This is a genomic window from Deinococcus alpinitundrae (assembly GCF_009982895.1).
Taxonomy (GTDB): Bacteria; Deinococcota; Deinococci; order Deinococcales; family Deinococcaceae; genus Deinococcus; species Deinococcus alpinitundrae.
Window position 1 is genome coordinate 56543 of record NZ_WXZL01000019.1, and the last position, 18184, is coordinate 74726.

22 protein-coding genes are annotated in these 18184 nt (G+C 62.3%); 7 read left to right on the top strand and 15 right to left on the bottom strand.

What is annotated here, in order from left to right:
• Nucleotide 1: 1 nt before the first annotated feature.
• From rplB to GUI70_RS16335, 11 genes are all read right to left on the bottom strand, one after another.
• Nucleotides 2-835 carry a 50S ribosomal protein L2 gene (rplB, locus tag GUI70_RS16285; RefSeq protein WP_161883368.1) on the bottom strand — a complete coding sequence of 278 codons (834 nt, stop codon included), beginning with the start codon at nucleotides 833-835 and terminating at the stop codon, nucleotides 2-4.
• A gap of 13 nt (nucleotides 836-848) precedes the next feature.
• Nucleotides 849-1139 carry a 50S ribosomal protein L23 gene (locus GUI70_RS16290; RefSeq protein ID WP_161883369.1) on the bottom strand — a complete coding sequence of 97 codons (291 nt, stop codon included), beginning with the start codon at nucleotides 1137-1139 and terminating at the stop codon, nucleotides 849-851.
• The gene (gene rplD / locus GUI70_RS16295; RefSeq protein WP_161883370.1) at nucleotides 1136-1753 is read right to left on the bottom strand and encodes a 50S ribosomal protein L4; all 618 of its coding nucleotides are present in this window, start codon (nucleotides 1751-1753) and stop codon (nucleotides 1136-1138) included. Before rplD ends, GUI70_RS16290 begins: the two co-directional genes overlap by 4 nt.
• Nucleotides 1753-2376 carry a 50S ribosomal protein L3 gene (gene rplC / locus GUI70_RS16300; RefSeq protein ID WP_161883371.1) on the bottom strand — a complete coding sequence of 208 codons (624 nt, stop codon included), beginning with the start codon at nucleotides 2374-2376 and terminating at the stop codon, nucleotides 1753-1755. Before rplC ends, rplD begins: the two co-directional genes overlap by 1 nt.
• Nucleotides 2373-2696 (bottom strand): 30S ribosomal protein S10, encoded by a 324-nt coding sequence (rpsJ, locus tag GUI70_RS16305; RefSeq protein WP_109824828.1) that lies wholly within the window; start codon nucleotides 2694-2696, stop codon nucleotides 2373-2375. Before rpsJ ends, rplC begins: the two co-directional genes overlap by 4 nt.
• 5 nt (nucleotides 2697-2701) lie before the next feature.
• On the bottom strand, nucleotides 2702-3919 hold the full coding sequence (gene tuf / locus GUI70_RS16310) for an elongation factor Tu (protein WP_161883372.1): 1218 nt from the start codon (nucleotides 3917-3919) through the stop codon (nucleotides 2702-2704).
• Between the two features lie 261 nt (nucleotides 3920-4180).
• Nucleotides 4181-4585: a hypothetical protein gene (locus GUI70_RS16315; RefSeq protein WP_161883373.1), complete on the bottom strand. Its 405-nt coding sequence runs from the start codon at nucleotides 4583-4585 to the stop codon at nucleotides 4181-4183.
• Nucleotides 4586-4670: 85 nt separating this feature from the next.
• Entirely contained in the window at nucleotides 4671-6767 is a 2097-nt protein-coding gene (gene fusA, locus GUI70_RS16320; protein ID WP_161883374.1) for an elongation factor G, read from the bottom strand.
• A 125-nt stretch (nucleotides 6768-6892) separates the two neighbouring features.
• Nucleotides 6893-7363 carry a 30S ribosomal protein S7 gene (gene rpsG, locus GUI70_RS16325; protein ID WP_124870153.1) on the bottom strand — a complete coding sequence of 157 codons (471 nt, stop codon included), beginning with the start codon at nucleotides 7361-7363 and terminating at the stop codon, nucleotides 6893-6895.
• 225 nt (nucleotides 7364-7588) lie between these two features.
• Nucleotides 7589-7993 carry a 30S ribosomal protein S12 gene (gene rpsL / locus GUI70_RS16330; RefSeq protein WP_161883397.1) on the bottom strand — a complete coding sequence of 135 codons (405 nt, stop codon included), beginning with the start codon at nucleotides 7991-7993 and terminating at the stop codon, nucleotides 7589-7591.
• A 245-nt stretch (nucleotides 7994-8238) separates the two neighbouring features.
• The gene (locus tag GUI70_RS16335) at nucleotides 8239-9192 is read right to left on the bottom strand and encodes an NAD-dependent epimerase/dehydratase family protein (RefSeq protein ID WP_161883375.1); all 954 of its coding nucleotides are present in this window, start codon (nucleotides 9190-9192) and stop codon (nucleotides 8239-8241) included.
• A 16-nt stretch (nucleotides 9193-9208) separates the two neighbouring features.
• Between GUI70_RS16335 and GUI70_RS16340 the strand changes: the two genes are divergently transcribed.
• The 3 genes from GUI70_RS16340 (at nucleotide 9209) to GUI70_RS16350 (ending at nucleotide 12119) form a co-directional block, all read left to right on the top strand.
• Nucleotides 9209-9739 (top strand): 2'-5' RNA ligase family protein, encoded by a 531-nt coding sequence (locus tag GUI70_RS16340; protein WP_161883376.1) that lies wholly within the window; start codon nucleotides 9209-9211, stop codon nucleotides 9737-9739.
• Nucleotides 9740-9788: 49 nt separating this feature from the next.
• The gene (locus GUI70_RS16345) at nucleotides 9789-10277 is read left to right on the top strand and encodes a multidrug DMT transporter (RefSeq protein ID WP_161883377.1); all 489 of its coding nucleotides are present in this window, start codon (nucleotides 9789-9791) and stop codon (nucleotides 10275-10277) included.
• Between the two features lie 186 nt (nucleotides 10278-10463).
• Nucleotides 10464-12119 carry a GMC family oxidoreductase gene (locus GUI70_RS16350; RefSeq protein ID WP_161883378.1) on the top strand — a complete coding sequence of 552 codons (1656 nt, stop codon included), beginning with the start codon at nucleotides 10464-10466 and terminating at the stop codon, nucleotides 12117-12119.
• A 38-nt stretch (nucleotides 12120-12157) separates the two neighbouring features.
• Here GUI70_RS16350 and GUI70_RS16355 read toward each other — a convergent pair whose 3' ends face one another.
• Both GUI70_RS16355 and GUI70_RS16360 read right to left on the bottom strand, forming a co-directional pair.
• On the bottom strand, nucleotides 12158-12904 hold the full coding sequence (locus GUI70_RS16355) for a GNAT family N-acetyltransferase (RefSeq protein WP_161883379.1): 747 nt from the start codon (nucleotides 12902-12904) through the stop codon (nucleotides 12158-12160).
• Nucleotides 12905-12958: 54 nt separating this feature from the next.
• Complete coding sequence (locus GUI70_RS16360) at nucleotides 12959-13615, bottom strand: ComEC/Rec2 family competence protein (protein ID WP_161883380.1); 657 nt, start codon at nucleotides 13613-13615, stop codon at nucleotides 12959-12961.
• A gap of 112 nt (nucleotides 13616-13727) precedes the next feature.
• Between GUI70_RS16360 and GUI70_RS16365 the strand changes: the two genes are divergently transcribed.
• Nucleotides 13728-14717, top strand: a complete 990-nt coding sequence (locus tag GUI70_RS16365; protein ID WP_161883381.1) for a nuclease-related domain-containing protein — start codon at nucleotides 13728-13730, stop codon at nucleotides 14715-14717.
• A gap of 25 nt (nucleotides 14718-14742) precedes the next feature.
• On the top strand, nucleotides 14743-14943 hold the full coding sequence (locus GUI70_RS16370) for a hypothetical protein (RefSeq protein WP_161883382.1): 201 nt from the start codon (nucleotides 14743-14745) through the stop codon (nucleotides 14941-14943).
• Nucleotides 14944-15167: 224 nt separating this feature from the next.
• Here GUI70_RS16370 and GUI70_RS16375 read toward each other — a convergent pair whose 3' ends face one another.
• Nucleotides 15168-15935 (bottom strand): MHYT domain-containing protein, encoded by a 768-nt coding sequence (locus tag GUI70_RS16375; RefSeq protein ID WP_161883383.1) that lies wholly within the window; start codon nucleotides 15933-15935, stop codon nucleotides 15168-15170.
• A 295-nt stretch (nucleotides 15936-16230) separates the two neighbouring features.
• Between GUI70_RS16375 and GUI70_RS16380 the strand changes: the two genes are divergently transcribed.
• Nucleotides 16231-16839, top strand: coding sequence for a hypothetical protein (locus GUI70_RS16380; RefSeq protein ID WP_161883384.1), 609 nt, complete (start codon nucleotides 16231-16233; stop codon nucleotides 16837-16839).
• An 84-nt stretch (nucleotides 16840-16923) separates the two neighbouring features.
• Here GUI70_RS16380 and GUI70_RS16385 read toward each other — a convergent pair whose 3' ends face one another.
• A complete protein-coding gene (locus GUI70_RS16385; RefSeq protein ID WP_161883385.1) occupies nucleotides 16924-17136 on the bottom strand; it encodes a hypothetical protein in 213 nt (70 codons plus the stop codon).
• A 382-nt stretch (nucleotides 17137-17518) separates the two neighbouring features.
• On the opposite strand from GUI70_RS16385, the gene GUI70_RS16390 reads away from it, so the two are divergent.
• On the top strand, nucleotides 17519-17971 hold the full coding sequence (locus tag GUI70_RS16390; RefSeq protein ID WP_161883386.1) for a hypothetical protein: 453 nt from the start codon (nucleotides 17519-17521) through the stop codon (nucleotides 17969-17971).
• Nucleotides 17972-18184: the final 213 nt, after the last annotated feature.

Below are 18184 nucleotides of genomic sequence, written 5' to 3' on the forward strand. Positions count from 1 at the left end.
CTTACTTCCCGCCGCGGCGGGTGATGATGAAACGGTCCGACACCTTGCGCTTGCGCCGGGTTTTAAGGCCCTTGGCAGGCTGGCCCCAGGGGCTGACCGGCACGCGGCCCGCTCCGGTGCGGCCCTCGCCGCCGCCGTGTGGGTGATCCACCGGGTTCATGGCGCTGCCTCGCTGGTGGGGTTTGTTGCCCAGCCAGCGGCTGCGTCCGGCCTTGCCGAGGTTGATGTTCTTGTGCTCGGCGTTGCCAACGGCTCCGATGGTGGCGTAGCACTCGGTATGCACGCGGCGCAACTCACCGCTGGGCAGACGCAGAATCACGTAGTCGCTTTCCTTGCCTTGAAGCTGGATGCTGGTGCCTGCCGAACGGGCGAGCTGCGCGCCTCTACCGGGGGTCAGCTCCACACCGTGAACGACTGCACCCACCGGGATAAAGCGCAGCGGCAGGGCGTTGCCGACTTTGGGTTCGGCCTCGGGGCCGGTCTGCACCATCATGCCGACGCTCAAACCCTCGGGCGCCAGGATGTAGCGCTTCTCGCCGTCGAGGTAATGCAAGAGGGCAATGCGGGCGCTGCGGTTGGGATCGTACTCAATGGAAGCGACCTTGGCATTGACGCCCGCTTTGCCCCGGCGCTTGAAATCGATGATGCGGTAGACACGCTTGTGCCCGCCACCGATAAAGCGGCTGGTGATGCGGCCGTGGTTGTTGCGCCCGCCGGTTTTGGGCAGCGCTTCGGTGAGGTTTTTCTCAGGCTTCTTTTTGGTCAACCCCGAAAAGTCGGCGGTCGTCATCTGACGGCGCGACGGGGTATAGGGACGGTACTTCTTAACGGCCATGCTTCAACCTTCCTTAAACCAGACCCTCGAGGGCCTCGATCTTCTGGCCTTCGGCGAGTTTGACCATGGCTTTCTTGCGGTCGTTGCGGTTGCCGGTGTATTTGCCAACCCGCTTGACCTTGCCTTCGACATTGAATGTCGTGACCTTGACCACTTTGACGCCGAACGCCTGCTGCACCGCGTTACGGACATCCGTTTTGGTGGCGCTGGGCTTGACCCAGAAGGTGTAGACGCCTTTTTCCATACCTGCGTAGGCCTTCTCGCTCATCACGGGAACTTGCAGGGTGTCGTAGATGCTGCTCACTGCTGCTCACCTTCCTGAACGTCGGTCTTGGCGGGTTCCAGCACGGCGGCGTCAATGACCAGACGCTCGTGGCGCAGGATGTCATAGACGTTGAGGCCCGCCACCGGCAGCGCCGTGACCCAGGGCAGGTTGCGCGCAGCGCGGCGCACGACGGCGTCGTCGGTCACCAGGAAGACGCGCTCGGAGCCGTCCATGCCGTTGTCCTTGGCCCAGCTGACAAAACCCTTGGTCTTATGGTCGCTGAGGCCGAAGCCGTCCACGGCCAGCAGTTTGCCCTGCTCGCTGCGGTCAGAGAGGGCCATCGCCAGACCGAGCTGACGGACCTTCTTGGGCAGGCTGTAGGCGTAGCTGCGCGGCTTGGGGCCGAAGGCCACGCCGCCGCCGACGAAGTTGGGGGCCGCGCGGTCGCCGTGACGGGCGTTGCCGGTGCCTTTCTGGCTGTACATCTTCTTGCTGGTCGCACTGACCTGGGTACGGGTCTTGGTGCTGGCCGTTCCGGCGCGGCGTTTGGCGAGCTGCCAGGTCACGACCTCGTGCAGCAAATTGGGGTTGGCTTTGGGCAACTCCAACTGGATGGTGCGAGCATTGTTGCCCACCACGTTGATCTGAGCCATTACTTCGCTCCCTTCACGGCCTGACGCAGCTCGACGAGACTGCCGGTCATGCCGGGGATCGCGCCCTTGATGAGAATCAGGTTCTCACTGGCGCGGATTTCCACGACTTCCAGGTTCTGGATGGTGACGCGCTCGACGCCCCAGTGTCCCGCCATGCGCTTGCCCTTGTACACGCGGCCGGGCGTCTTGCGCTGGCCGATGGAGCCGGGACGGCGGTGCCATTTCTTGGAACCGTGGCTGGCCGGGCCGCCGGAGAAGTTCCAGCGGCGCATGACGCCCTGGGTACCGCGCCCCTTGCTGATGCCGGTGGCGTCGATCTTCTCGCCCTCACCGAAGATATCGACCGTGATGGTGTCGCCCTCGGGGGTGAAGTCGCGGAACTCACGCAGGTAACGCATGCCGCCCAGGCCCGCCTTCTTGAGGTGGCCGATCTGGGGACGGGTCAGACGCTTTTCGGATTTGGGCGAGAAGCCCACCTGCACGGCCTCGTAGCCGTCGTTGGACAGCGTCTTGCGCTGCACGACGGGGCAGGGTCCGGCCATGATAACCGTCACCGGAACGGCGCGGTCGCCCTTCCAGATCTGGGTCATGCCGATTTTGGTGCCGAGAATCCCTTTCCTCATGCGCGCCCACCCACCGTCTTGATCTCGATGTCCACGCCCGTGGGCAGATCGAGGGTCATCAGCGAGTCGATGGTCTTCTTGGTGGGGTTCATGATGTCCACCAAGCGGTTGTGGGTACGGATCTCGAAGTGCTCCTGGCTGTCTTTGTCAATGAAAGGCGAGCGCAGAACGCAAAAGCGGCGGATGCGGGTCGGGAGCGGCACGGGGCCGGTCACGTCCGCGCCGGTGCGGCGCACGGTGTCGACGATCTTGCTGGCCGACTGGTCGAGCGCCTTGTGGTCGAAGCCACGCAGTTTGATACGGATTTTGGGGGCTACCATTTCACTCACTCCACGATCTTGGTGACGACGCCCGCGCCGACAGTGCGGCCACCCTCGCGGATGGCGAAGCGCAGACCCTCTTCCATGGCGATGGGCTTGATCAGGTCGACGGTAAAGGTCACGTTGTCGCCGGGCATCACCATTTCCACGCCCTCGGACAACTCCACCACGCCGGTCACGTCCGTCGTGCGGAAGTAGAACTGGGGACGGTAGCCACCGAAGAACGCGCTGTGACGGCCACCCTCGTCCTTGGACAGCACGTAGACGCTGGCCTCGAACTTGGTGTGCGGCTTGATGCTGCCGGGCTTGGCCAGCACCTGGCCACGCTCCACGTCGTCGCGAGCGACGCCGCGCAGCAGCACGCCCACGTTGTCACCGGCCATGCCGGAGTCGAGCAGCTTGCGGTGCATTTCGATGCCGGTGACGGTGGTCTTACGCAGGTCGCGCAGACCGATGATCTCGACGTCATCTTGGACCTTGACGATGCCGCGCTCGACACGCCCAGTGGCGACGGTGCCGCGTCCGGTGATGGTGAAGACGTCCTCGACGGGCATCAGGAAGGCCTTGTCGGTGTCGCGCTCAGGGGTGGGGATGTAGGCATCGACGGCGTCGAGCAGCTCCCAGACATTGTCGACCCACTTGTCGGTGCCGCGCGCCATCTTGGGCGTGGTGGTCAGGGCCTCCAGCGCACGCAAGGCGCTCCCCTTGACCACCGGAGCGTCGTCGCCAGGGAAGTCATACTTTGAAAGGAGTTCGCGGACTTCCATCTCGACGAGCTCGAGGAGCTCTTCGTCGTCGACCATGTCGACCTTGTTCATGAACACGACGATGTGCGGGACGCCGACCTGCTTGGCGAGCAGGATGTGCTCGCGGGTCTGGGGCATCGGGCCGTCCGCACTCGACACGACCAGAATCGCGCCGTCCATCTGGGCCGCACCGGTGATCATGTTCTTGACGTAGTCGGCGTGGCCGGGGCAATCGACGTGCGAGTAGTGCCGGGCGGCGGTGGAGTACTCGACGTGGGCGGTGTTGATGGTGATACCGCGCGCCTTTTCCTCGGGGGCCTTGTCGATCTGGTCGTAACGCATGGTCTCGATGCTGGCGTCGATCGAGGCGGCGGTGTAGGTGATGGCGGCGGTCAGGGTGGTTTTACCGTGATCGACGTGACCGATGGTGCCGATGTTGACGTGGGGCTTGGTGCGCTCGAACGTTCCTTTTGCCATGTTCTTACTCCTCCAAGTGGTGGGCCACATGCATAAGCAGCCCTTTGATCGGGTTGCCGTGGAACATGAAGTCCACATTGGGTTGATTCCCGCCGGGGCCGCAGCACGGAAGTCTTTGACTCCAGCCCAGCCGCACGGCACGTTGCGCCAACGCTTTTCAGCGCACCGACTTCATAGAGTAGTGGATCGGCGTGGAAATGACAAGGGGCCAGGCCCTTGCCCCGACGCCAGTTTGCCCTGCCATCTGCCCGAACGTCTGGCTCAGCGGCTGGTGTACTGCTGAACTGCCGGGTCGAACGCGCCGACCAGTATAAAGACGCCCAGCGCCGTGCCAATGGGAAAGTTCAGCAGCCCCAGAATGGCGATCACGATGGCCGCGACGCGCGCCCAGCCCTTGCCCTGTTGCATGGCGCGGGAGGTGAAGAATTGAAAGACGGTCCAGGCCAGGCTGACAAAGAAGATGACCCACAACGTCGAGCCGGTAAAAAACTTGACCAGGCCAAGCGCCTGGGCATCCGATGCTGAAGTCGAGGAATCGTTGATGGCCGCGCCGAAGACAATGTTGAGGAACACGCCAATGAAAGGCAGACTCAGCATGCCCAGAATGCTCAGCACCACGTTCACCAGCAGCGGGATCGTCACCCAGGCGAGCTTATCAGGCTTCATCTGACCAGCTTAGCAGCCATAATGTCAAATAGTCGTCAAAAAAGCGGGCCGCCTCCGAAGAGACGGCCCAGCTTTTCATTTGGCTTTACTTCTTCATCAGTTGCTGGGCGATGTTGTTCGGCACCTGGCTGTAGTGATCGAAGAACATCGAGTAGCTGGCCCGGCCCTGGGTCATGCTGCGCATGTCGGTGGCGTAGCCGAACATCTCGGAGAGCGGCACCATCGCCTTGACGATCTGGGCGTTGCCGCGCGCTTCCATGCCCTGGATCTGACCACGGCGCGAGTTGAGGTCGCCGATGATGTCGCCCATGAAGTCGTCGGGCACAGTGACCTCGACGCGCATGATCGGCTCGAGCAGCGCCGGAGCGCCTTTCTGGACGGCTTCCTTGAGGGCCATCGAACCGGCGATCTTGAAAGCCATTTCCGAGGAATCGACTTCGTGGTACGAGCCGTCATAGATGGTGACTTTCATGTCGACGACCGGGAAGCCCAGCATCGGGCCGCTCTGCATGGCTTCCTCGATACCCTTCTGGGCCGGGCCGACATACTCGCGCGGCACGGTGCCGCCGACGATGGCGTTCTCGAAGATAAAGCCCGCGCCAGGTTCCAGCGGCTCGGCCTTGATCTTGACGTGACCGAACTGGCCGCGTCCACCCGACTGGCGCACGAACTTCCCCTCGACGTCCACAGCACGGGTGATGGTCTCGCGGAACGCCACCTGCGGCGCGCCCACATTGGCCTCGACCTTGTACTCGCGCTTGAGCCGGTCCACCAGGATTTCCAGGTGCAACTCGCCCATGCCCGCGATGGTGGTCTGACCGCTTTCCTGATCGGTCTCGACGCGGAAGGTAGGGTCTTCCTCGGCCAGACGCTGAAGGCCCACGCCCATCTTTTCCTGGTCGGCCTTGGTCTTGGGTTCGATGGCCAGCTTGATGACGGGTTCCGGCACGTCGATGCTCTCCAGCAGCACGTGGTCGTCGCCGTCGCCGATCAGGGTGTTGCCGGTACCCGAGTCCTTGAGGCCGATGACGGCCCCGAGTTCGCCCGCACGCAGCTCGGTGACTTCCTCACGGCTGTTGGCGTGCATCTTGAGCAGGCGGCCCACCCGCTCGCGCTTGTTCTTGGAGGCGTTGTAGATGTACGAGCCGCTGTTCATGGTGCCCGAGTAGATGCGCACGAAGGTCAGGCGGCCCACGTAGGGATCGGCCATGATCTTGAACGCCAGCGCGGCGAGTTGGCCTTCGGGGTCAGCGGGGAAGTCGTGGGTCTCGTCGCTGTCTTCCAAGATGCCGCGAATCGCCGGAACTTCCAGCGGGCTGGGGAGGTAGTCAATCACGGCGTCGAGCAGCAACTGCACGCCCTTGTTCTTGAGGGCAGAGCCGCACAGCACCGGGAAGATCTTCTTCTGAATGGTGCCGTAGCGCAGCGCCTTCATCAGTTCTTCGACGGTAGGCTCTTCACCGCCGAGGTACTTCTCCATCACGACTTCGTCGACTTCCGCCGCCGCTTCGATCAATTGAGCGCGCATCTCGGCCACTTTGTCATTGAACTTCTCAGGAATCGGCCCGACCTCGATATCGGTGCCCAAGTCGTTGGTATAGGTGTGGGCCTGCATCCGCACGACGTCGATGATGCCCTTGAACTCGCTCTCCTCGCCCATCGGGTACTGGATAGGGGCAGGAATGGCTCCCAGGCGCTCGCGGATGTCGCTCAGCACCAGCTCGAAGCTCGCACCGGTCTTGTCCATCTTGTTGGAAAAGGCGATGCGCGGCACGCCGTAACGGTCAGCCTGACGCCAGACGGTTTCCGACTGCGGCTCGACGCCCTGCGAGCTGTCGAACACCGCGACAGCACCGTCGAGCACGCGCATGGAGCGCTCGACTTCGATGGTGAAGTCGACGTGGCCGGGCGTATCGATGATGTTGATGACGTATTCCTGGTCGGTGCCGGAGTGCTTCCACTTGGCGGTGGTGGCGGCCGCCGTGATGGTGATACCGCGCTCGCGCTCCTGCTCCATCCAGTCCATCGTCGCGGCTCCGTCGTGGACCTCGCCGATGTTGTGGGTGCGCCCGGTGTAGTACAGGATACGCTCGGTGGTGGTGGTCTTGCCGGCGTCGATGTGCGCGGCAATACCAATATTGCGGAAATGCTCCAGATAGGCGGTGCTTGCTTTGATCGTCATTTTGAAACTCCCTGAATGGGTTGCCTTGCGAAGGTGAACAGAGAGCCGGAACCCAGCGGCCCGCAGGCGGACAAAGCGGCGACCCAGCGAAAAACGCTACAGCCGCCGTCTGCCTTTCGTCTTATTTACCAGCGGTAGTGCGCGTAGGCGCGGTTAGCTTCCGCCATGCGCTCCACGTCGTCTTTCTTCTTGATGGCCCCGCCGCGTCCCTGGGCCGCGTCCAAAATCTCGGCGGCCAGTCTTTCGACAGCAGTGCGCTCGGGGCGGTTGTCCACGGCGGACTTCATCCATCTGAGGGTCAAGCTCTGGGCGCGGCGGACGCTGACTTCCACCGGCACCTGATAGGTGCTTCCGCCCACGCGGCGGCTGCGGACTTCCACGCGCGGCTTGATGTTCTCGAAGGCCTGCTTGTAGACCTTGAGCGGCTCCTGGCCGGTGCGGTCCTGCACGACGCTCATGGCACCGTAGAAGATGCGGCTGGCGAGGTTCTTCTTGCCGTCTTCCATGATGCGGTTGATGGTCGCGCTGACCAGCACATCCTGATACACCAGGTCGGGCAACAATTCACGGACTTCTGCTCTACGGCGACGTGCCATCTTGACTCCCTCTGAACCCCTCAAACCGCTGTTGCGGCGGGGTCAGCTTCAGCGCCGGGTGTGGTGCTCGGCAGCGCTTACTGATTGAGCACGGTATTAAGGTGCGGCGGCGTTGGTCATGACCGGAGATTGTGGTCTGGAAGATCAACTTGCTGATTCAAATTCACTGCTTCATTGGCCTGACCTCCGAGCGGTTGCCGCCCGAACGTCCCAGGTCAGCAGAACTTATTTCTTTTTCGCGCCCGCAGCGGCAGCCCCAGCCTTGGGCTTCTTGGTGCCGTACTTGGAGCGGCTCTTGTTGCGGTCCTTGACGCCCTGGGTGTCCAAGGAGCCGCGCACGATGTGGTAACGCACGCCGGGCAGGTCCTTGACACGTCCGCCACGAATCAGCACGACGCTGTGTTCCTGGAGATTGTGGCCCTCGCCGGGGATGTAGGCGGTGACTTCAAAACCGCTCGACAAGCGCACACGGGCGATTTTGCGCAAGGCCGAGTTGGGCTTCTTGGGGGTGGTGGTCTTGACCACAGTGCAGACGCCGCGACGAAACGGGCTGCCCTTGAGGGCCGGAACTTTGCTCTTTTTCTGCAAGGACGTGCGCCCCTTGCGGAGCAGTTGTTGGGTGGTGGGCAGGGTAAATCACTCCTCGGTGGAACTTCTGAAAGCTTGAGAGTTGACCCGGCGGCGATCCGCCTGGGCGTCTTGGGAGTTGAGCGTGGTCAGCATTCACGCGCGCGGACTTCCGCAGGAACTTCTGGCTCCAGTTACACGGTCTCGCGAAACCCGGCCAGAGAGTTTCCAACCGGAGTATCCTAGCGCGCTGGAGCCGGGCAGCGCAAGAGTAGGATGTCGCAATTTGGCGGGTCAGCTCCGACGGTTCATTGAAGCTGGGCCAGCAGCTCGGCTTCGCGCTCGGTACCCGGTCCCGCGCCCTCGGCACCGCTGGCCTGCGCCCACGCCAGGGTGTCGCGCGCCGTATCGGCCAGGGAGCGCAGCTTCAGCCCCACTGTTCTGGCACGTGTGGGCTGAATGTTCAGGACCGGTTCGCGGTGAGCGTAGATCGGCCAGCTCTCCTCTCCCCCCAGGCGGTCCAGCTCGGCTTTCGGCAGCCACCGCCACTCAGGTTGGGCACCGACGCCCGCCGCGACCTGATCCAGGAAGGCGGCAAACGCCAGCGGCTCCCCTACCGCGTTGAATGTGCCCGCCGTGTTATCTTCCAGCAGCTGCACCGCGAAGGCAGCCAGATCGCGGGCATCAATGACCTGGGTGATGTCCTGCCCGTCACCAGGAGCCAGCGCTGCCCCACCGCGCGCCGCCCGCAGCGCCCAGTAGGTGAAGCGCCCGGTGTGGTCGAACGGCCCCGCCACCAGTCCGGGCCGGACGATGGTGGCCCGCTGGCCGTAAATCTGGTGCACTTTGTCTTCGCAGATCACCTTGAGCGCTCCGTAATCAGCACGGATGTCCTCGCTCTCAGGCGTACTCAGGGTCGCCAGCGCCGAGTCCTCGGTGATCGGTCCCAGCTTACCATCGGCGTACACGCTGACCGTCGAGATGAACAGGTAGCGCTTCACGACATTCTTGAGGAGTTCGGCGCTCTGCTCGACCACGCGCGGCAGGTAGCCGCTCACGTCCAGGCAGGCGTCCCAGGTGCGCCCAGTCAGCGCTCTCAGGTCGCTCGCCTCACGGTCACCGCGCAGGCGCTCCACGTTCGGCGGCAGGTCGTCTCCCGACTGCCCGCGCGTGAAGACGGTGACGGTGTGGCCACGTTCCAGCGCCGTCAGAACCAGTTGCCGACCCACGAAGCGGGTACCGCCCAGCACGAGGAGATTCATGGCTCTAGGCTAGAGCATGTCGCCCACCTTTTTTATCGGCATCACTCCGCCGCCCGACTTCGCCGCCCACGTGCTGGCCTGGCAGGCTGAACTGGAACACGTCGTCACCGCGCCGCATATAACGCTGCTGGCCCCCGCCGAGTTGCCGCTGGAGCACTGGCAAAGCGTGGCCGAGCAGGTCGCCGCCCGCCACACACCCGCCCGGGTCAAGCTGGGTGGCTCGGACTTCTTCGGGTCGCGGGTCATCTTCCTGCGGGTAGATGCGCCGGAGTTGAGACCCATTCACGCCGACCTCGTGCAGACACTCGGCGAAGCGCCTGGCGAATTCGCGCTGGAGAACTTCCACCCGCACCTGACGCTGGCGCTGAACTGGCGCAGCCTGAACGTGGGCTGGGCCGAGGCGATCCGCCACGCTGAGGCGACGTTCGCTGGGCTAGATGCCGCGCCGCTGACCTTCGAGGCCCGCCAACTGGTGCTGTTCGGCAAAGACACAGCAGGACAGCCCTACACCGAGCGCAGACGCTTTGACCTCGGCAGGGCTTCATGATTCCTTAAAGCCCACTTGACAATTACGTCTGTACCGTAATAATACGAGTATGGATAACCTCTTGAAGAAAGCGGGCGCGATGACCGCACACCTGGATCTGTTTCAACACATGCTCCATCTGCGCGGCCTGCTGCAACTCGCCGCCCACATGGAGGAGCGCGGCGACCGGGTGACGATGGTTTCTGCCGACAACATCACCCTGATCGGCGCGGGCATGGACAGCGCGAGCACCATCACGACCAGCAAGGGAGCCGACATCGGCTCGCAGAGCGCCTACAGCGTGCTGCGCGGCCTGAAGGGACACGACGCGCCTGAATACGCCGTGACCCGCGAGGAACTCAAGGCGCTCAACGCCCGCGCCGTGAGTGAGCTGGAAGCCAGCGACGCCATGCGCGCTTTCGGCGAAACCCTGACCCGCATCACGGCCATGCCTGCGGCTCAGAGTGCTCCGAGCGCCGCTGCCGAAGCGCCTGCCGAGCGCCCCAGCCGCACCCGGCGCAGCGCGGAAGAAGTAAGCAGCGAAGCACCCGCCGCTTAAACGATCACCCCACTCAGCCCCGCTCCCAGCATCTCGGGAAGCGGGGCTACTTTTTGACCTTACTTTAGCCCGCCGGGAAATCCGGAGGCGTATGCTGCCCTCACGCGAAACCCAGCTTTGCCGCCGCCTTTCCTCGGAAACGGCCGGAAGGCGGCCCCGTTCAGCTTCCTTTCGCGGGGAGGATGCATGACCCAGGCAGACCAGACACAGGCAGAACGCACGGAGGCGAACTCGGAAACGGTGGATTACGTCGTGGTGGGCGCGGGGTCGGGCGGCTGCGTGGTGGCGGCTCGGCTGACCGAGGACCCAAACGTGCGGGTGCTGCTGCTCGAAGCGGGCGTGCCGGACGAAGCGCCGGAGATCGGCATTCCGGCGGCTTTCTCCAAGCTCTTCAAATCGCCGCTCGACTGGAATTACGAGACCGAGGCCCAGCCCCACCTGGCCGGAAGACGGCTGTACTGGCCGCGCGGCAAGATGTTGGGCGGGTCGAGCAGTATCAACGCCATGGTCTACATCCGGGGCAATAAGGCCGACTACGACGCCTGGGACGCAGCGGGCAATCAGGGTTGGAGCTACGACGAGGTGCTGCCCTACTTCATCAAGGCCGAGGACAACGAGAACGGCCCGGGTCCCTTTCACGGCGCGGGCGGGCCGCTGCACGTCGAGAACCGCCGCTATACCCACGAGATTTGCGACGCCATCACGGCGGGCTTTCAGGAAGTGGGCTTTGCGGCCAACGACGACTTCAACGGTGTGTCTCAGGAGGGCGTGGGGCGCTATCAGGTGACGCAGAAGGGCGGCGTGCGTCACTCGGCGGCCAGCGCTTATCTCAAGCCCGCTCTGGCGCGGCCCAACCTGGAAGCCCGCACCGGAGCGCACGTCACCCGCATCCTGATCGAGGCCGGGCGGGCGGTGGGGGTGGCGTACCAATCCGGAGACGGCCCACGCACCGTTCGTGCCGAGCGTGGCGTCATCCTGGCAGCCGGAGCCATCACCAGCCCGCACCTGCTGATGCTCTCGGGCGTGGGCGAGCGGGCCATGCTGGAGGCCGCAGGCGTGACGGTGGTGCACGAGTTGCCGGGCGTGGGCCAGAACCTGCAAGACCACCTGTTCGTGCCGCTGGTCTACGAGACCGAAACCGTCAGCCTCAAGGACGCCACAAGCGAGGCCAACTTCGCGTTGTACCTGGGTGAGCAGCAGGGCATGTTGTGCAGCAACATCGCCGAGAGCGGCGGCTTCATGAAGTCCGACCCCAGTCTGGACGCGCCCGATCTGCAATTTCACAACGGCGCGGCGCTGTTCGTGGATCACGGTTTTCTGGAACTCGACGGCCATCACTTCACCCTGCTGCCGTCGCTGGTGGCTCCGCACAGCAAAGGCCAGATTCGGCTGGCAAGCAGCGACCCGCAGGCGTACCCGCTGATCGAGCCGGACTATCTCTCGGACGAGCGGGACATGGAGGTGCTGCTGCGCGGCATGCGGCTGGCGCGGCAGGTGGGCGAGTCGGACGCGCTTTCGGCCTACCGCACCCGCGAGGCGATGCCGGGCGAAGCGGTGCAGAGTGACGACGAGCTGCGCGAGTACATCCGGGCGCAGGCCATGACCATCTACCACCCGGTGGGCACCTGCAAGATGGGCCACGACGATCTGGCGGTGGTGGACGACAAGTTGCAGGTGCACGGCCTTGAAGGGCTGTGGGTCGCCGACGCCAGCGTGATGCCCACGATCGTGCGCGGTAACACCAACGCACCCACCATCATGATCGCCGAGAAGGCCGCCGAGTTCATTCAAGCGGCGCAGCCTGCCCAGCGAGCGCAGGAAGCGGTCAGCGCCGACGACTGAACGATAGGAACTACGAAAAGCTGGCCCGTAAGTAGGGGTCAGCTTTTTTGTGGGCCATTTCCAGTGAAGGCTGTGGGCCGCTGAGGCGCCGGGAGCAGGGCCACTGGGTCAGCTCCACTGCGCCCGGCCAGCGCCTCGGCTTCGCGGCGGGCACGCTCCGTGCCGAGCCAGCTTTGCCAGTAAGCGCGCATCGTTTCGCTGACGAGCTGCAGCGGTACACGGTCAGCCGGAGTCAGCGGGCAGTAGAGCAAATCAAGGTCCATCAGCGGTCCACCGTCTGGACCGCCAACAGGCTGCCAGTAGGGGATGTCCACCGTGCGAAAGCCCAGGGCACCCAGCTTGACGCGCCTGAGCTGCGGATCGCTGCCCACCCGCACCTCGGCGGCAAGGTCGGCGGCGCTGAGGGTCTCCACGTGAACAGCGTCGGCGAACACGCCTGCCAATCCGGCCTCGCGGATGATCTGCATGCGGGCGACGTGCAGCGCGCTGGCCGCCCCGGTGCCGCGTGCCGACTGGGCCACGCCCATGAACGAGCTGAAGCCTGCGCCACTCGGCAACAGGTGAAACAGCGTGCCGCCGATGACCTCTCCCCCATTTTCGGCCACCAGAATGACGTTCTCGCGCCCGTCACTGGCCTGATCGCGGCCAGTTTGGGCGATCATCTGGCCGAAGTATTCGGCAGGAATCAGCATGTCAGGGGCATAGTAGCTGGCTTCCTGAATGCGTCCGAAGGCGCTGAGGGCCGGGTCGGAAGGATCGGTGACGCGGCGGGCAGTCGGAGTCATGCCGTCAGTCTAGAGGAGGGAACATAAACCGAACGTCAGCCTTGCCGCACGGCGCTACGGCAGCGGCCAGCGCACCGTCCCAACCTGATCGGTGCGCCAGATACGCGTTCCTATCGCTGCCAGCCGGTCGAGCACCTGCGAATTGGGGTGGCCGTAGGTGTTGCGCCCGACACTGATGACAGCGTTTTTTGGACGAGTTTCCTGCAAGAAGGCTGCCCCAGTCGAAAAATGGCTGCCGTGATGGGCGGTCTTGAGCACGTCAAGCTGGCCCACGCCCAGTTCGCCCTCGATGGGATCGGGGAGGTCACCCAGGAAGACGGTGTGGAACCTGGGAGTGTCGAGCCTGACGACCACGCTGTTGTCGTTGTCGGCCTTCGAGAACGGCTGGCCCACCGGCCACAGCACCGTGAAGCGGGCTTCCCCAGCTTGTACCCGGTCGCCCCGGCGCACCTCGCGCACCGGCACGTGGCGCTGCTCGGCAGCCCGCAGCAACATGTTGAGGTTGGGGTCATCCTTGCGCTCGCCGATCCACAACTTGCCCACCGGTAAACCCAGCATCACGCTGGTCAACCCCTCGATATGATCGGCGTCGGCGTGGGTAGCGACCATCACATCGAGAGAACGCACGTTCATGGCCCTCAGCGCGGGCAGCACCGTTCGCGCGCCCACATCGTAGTCGCCTCTGGGCGTGCCGCCGCCGTCGATCAGCATAAACAGCGCGTAACCTAGAACGAAAAATCATCCACAGGCCCGTGCTTCAGCCCCTAAACCCTTCCCAGTCAAAGAGTCCTGTGACAGCCTGCCTTCTATCCTGAGCACACTTATGATCGTCAAGACCCACGACGCACAGCCTACCCAGGACAAGTTCCAACGCGCGGGCGATGAGGCTGAGAAGCAGATGGCCTTTTACCTGAAGCGGGCGTTTGGTGAGAACCCGGACGTCCATGTCTTCCACAACCTGCGCTTCGAGCATGGCGGGGATGTGGCCCAGATCGATCACTTGGTCTTCCACCGTTCAGGCTTCATCATCATCGAGAGTAAGAGCGTGACCAGCACCGTGCGGATCAATGAGCGCGAAGAGTGGAGCCGACAGTGGAATGGCGAGTGGAGGGGCATGCCCTCCCCCATTCTCCAGGCCCGGCGGCAGGCAGATCTTCTACGGAGCTTCTTGCAAGCACATAAAGAAGAGTTGAGGGGCAAGGTCCTGCTGGGACTGAAGCAGGCAACCTTCGCGGCGTTCATGATTGATGTGGTGGTGGCCATCAGCGACCAGGGCGTCGTGCAGCATCAAGGGGCTTTGCCGGACGTTCGCAAAGCGGATCAGGTGCCGGACCGCATCAAAGAACTGATCGCGGACCATGTGCAGCTGGCTCACCCGTTCAGCCGAGACAAACGTTCCAAGGACTGGGGCGTCAATCTGCCCGCTGAGGAGTTCACGCGCACGAGTGCTTTTCTGCGAGCCAAGCACTGTGAGCGGCGGCCTGTGCAGACAGAGGCCTCCAAGAAGGAAAGCTTGCCAGCGGCGAAACGCGAGGCTCAGGCTCAGGCTGCCGCAACTTCTAGCCGTCCCCAGAGTGCAGCATCCTCTTCGAAGCTGCCAGCGTTTTCTTGCCGTGCCTGCAAGAGTACGTCGCTGGAAATCACCTTCGGTCGCAGCTACTACTTCAAGTGCAAGAGCTGCGACGGCAACACGCCGATTCAGCTGAGCTGCCCGAAGTGCAAAGGGCAACAGCGCACCCGCAAGAGTGGCAAGCAGTTCTTCGCCGAGTGCGCCGCTTGTCAGAGTTCGGAGCTTTACTTCACCAACGCCTGAGGCGTCTTGGCTGGCACTGAACGTCTTGCAAGCGGGCCTCAAGATCTGGGCAGGCGACAAGTACCCAGACTTCGAGATGCGCGTGGCCGTGTCACGTCAGGCGGAGATCCGCTTCGAGAACTGGAAGCCGGACAAGCAGCAGGCCGAGGAACTGCGGGCCGAGATCGGTGCGGAGATCAGCCAGGTGATGGAAGGGATCGAGCCGGAAGACTACCTGAGCGAGTGAAATGATCCACAGGGTTATCCACAGGCGAGTACTTAAGCCTGTGGATTATGTTTAGGTTGGATGGCCGCTGTTCCTGTATAGAATTGATCCACCTGCCCCAAACTTCGCTTGATGGATTCATTCCAATTTGCGCCACAAAGCATCAAAGAAGGCCGCGCCAAGTGCGGATGCATGGGCGCGGCCAAAGGGACAGGGAGGTGGTCTGTCGTCAGAAGGGTGCGGGATCAGTCTCCGGCGAGGGGGGTGGAAGTCTTGGCGCTTGCTTCTATGAAGAGAAACGTCGCGATCGACACGAACACCGTCAGGGTCAGGCCGAGCACCAGGTAAAACAGGCCCTGAATGTCGACGCCACTCACGAGCGTCGTGCTCAGCGGCTGCGGCAGGTACGAGATCGCGGCCATGCCGGTGTAGTGCATTCCGGCGATCGCAGCGCCCATAACCAGGGACGCACCGAGCTGAACAGTGGTTCGGGCGGTACGGGTGAGGTTCACGACGATCACGCGGGAGAACAGGTAGAACGCAACACTCGCGGCTCCCACGGCAATCAGCACGCTCACACCAACCAGGAGAGGATTGTACTGCGGGGTGGCGTTGAGTTGCAGCGCGGCCATGCCGACGTAGTGCATCAGGACGATGCCGGTTCCGGCGATGGCCCCACTGGTAAGAATGCGCGGGATGGTCGGTGTTCCTTTGAACAGCAGGACGCTCGCGGCGACGAGAAAGCCGATGGCACTGACCCCAGAGATGAGCGTGAGCGGCAGGCCGTACGCAACGCCGACAGGGATTTGCATGGCAAGCATGCCGACGAAGTGCATGGCCCAGATGCCGTATCCGAGGACTGCGCCGAGGATGACCGGAGCGATGGTTCCGCCGACGCGGCTATAACGGCGGGCGAGTTCCAGGGCGAGGCCGGAGGTGATCACGGCAATGATGACCGAGAGCAGGATGTACGAGGTGTTCCAAGAGGTGTGAAGCATCATAGTGTCGTGCATGTATTAGGCTCCTGTGAGTCGATCCGGTGGTGGATAACTCGGTCGATGTCAACCTAATCACTGGGTTCTTACCCGCTTGTACGTGTGGATACCAAATACCCCCAACCCCCACCCTCGCGCCCACCGCCGCACCTTCAACGTCCTGAGCGTCACGCGCGAGTGCGGCGTCTGGAGAACTGGAGAAGATCCCAGCCATGTCCATGATGTCCGTCAGAAACGCTCGCATCTTCTTTTCATCAGGCCCATTTCACGCTGGCTGATCACAGGCTGATGGTGACCTTCTAAGATCGCTCTCATGGTCTTCCTCTCCCATCGCCTTGCCACTCTTCTTTTTGTCGCCTCGTGTACCGCAAACGCCGTGGGCATCCAGGGCGAAATTCAGAACAGCGCTGCTTGGACGGTGACAGGAGCAACGGGCAAGACGCTGGTGTTGCTGACGAACCTCACCCAGGGCAAGATCATTGGTTTGGGGACTTTGGAAGGCCGGGAGTTTCATCTCACGATTCCTGTGACCTTCAAGCCTGCCCTTGAGCCGCTCCAAGCCTGCCCCGGAGTCAAGTCGAGTCCCAGCGAACCGAAAACCTACATCGCTGAGCAGCTGATGTTGTTTTATCCCACACAGAATGCTGTGGCACTGCTTACACAGGCGGACGATCCGATAGACCCGACACGGCGTGCCCAGTGGATGTACAGCGACCGAGCGGCCACCGTCAAAGGACGCTGCACAGGGTTAAATACCTACTATGACCTGACCTTACATGTGGGGTGGAATGCGGTGATGACGGTCAGCGAACCCAGCAGATTCCTCGTGCGCAATGCCGCAGAGAGTCTGCCGTACTGGGTGATTACCAAAGCGTTGACACCGGCGCGCACCCTCTTCCCCAACGTCTTCGATGGAAAATAGCTGGAACGCTCCAATATCCCCTGTTTGGCGGGCCAAGGCGAGATATCTTCCTGAGTTTTTTCACTTAGCCAAGTCCGATCCTGCTCAGGACTGGTCGTCTTCCTTTTCTTCGTCCAGTTCGATTTCTAGACGGATAATGTGCTGACCGGCCAAGTGATAGACCCAGCCCTTTTTCTCGACGGTGAACACGCCTCCTGCCGTCATCGCTTTTTTCGCTTCATTGATGATCTTGTCGGTCGCCGCTTTGATCACGATTTCTTCCCGGTCAATTTGAATAATCCGCAGTTTGGTCGCCATACATCAGAATAAGGTTCCTGTATCTGTCGTATGTCAGGAAGAACGTGTACCCGGCAGACACAAACCGGACAGCAGGTCATCGCTTCGTCATCCCTATAAACGTAAACGTGCGCTGATCGGCTTTCTACTCTGAACCGGTTGGTTCCCAGCCTCGCTGCCTTGACTGCCGCTGAGCGCGATCTGGTGCGCGAGTACGCCTATGGGCAGCTCGGGCTGATGGTCGGGGGGTGGGCGGCCTAGCGATACGCGATTGATTAAGGTGTACACCCACTGAAACCCCAACGGAATCGTTGTAATTCCGTTGGGGTTGCGTCTATACTCAAAACCTACTACTGGCTGGTCTACATAGCCGGTATCGCCCAAAGGGGCACAGGGGAAGCGCATGACATTAATTACATCAATTGCACCAGACGAAAAACCAACGATGAGGCTACGCCCGCTGCCCGCATGGCACTCACCAGAGCAATTCCGTAAAAATCTTGGCGATAACGTCAGAAAAATAGAAAGGGGGGTCGTCGGAACCCTGCATACCAAAGATGAAACGATCCGGATGTTGACCGATGATGACTTCCAAGAGCTCTACGGTCTCGCCCGTGAAGTAGATCGCTTACGCGACGGCATTGAAGTCATTATCGCCGCTGCTTTTTGCGTCAAACAAAACCGTGATGACGCGTCCATTACCGTCCTTGCGAAAGCCGCCATTGCACTTGGCAGAAGCCCTGTGTTGCCTACTCGGCTCGCGTCCAAAGAGTTCAACATCAGAGACATTCCTGCTGATGAGGTAACTGAAGCGGACGATGCTTTCGATTTTGAGAATGTGAAACGTCCGCTGTAAGGAGGTAGGTCATGTCCGAAGGTTCTGATCCCCCATTGCTTGTTCAGCTTGAAGAAACTCTGCGCCCACTGTCCCACGGTACTCAGGCGCTCAAAGCCATCCAGGAGTTTGCTGCCCTCAGTACCTGACAACTTTGGTTTGAGGCTGTCCTAGACGGGGAAACTGTCAATTCCCTCTTGTCCCTCGACAAGGACGGCGAAAAGCGGTGAGTTG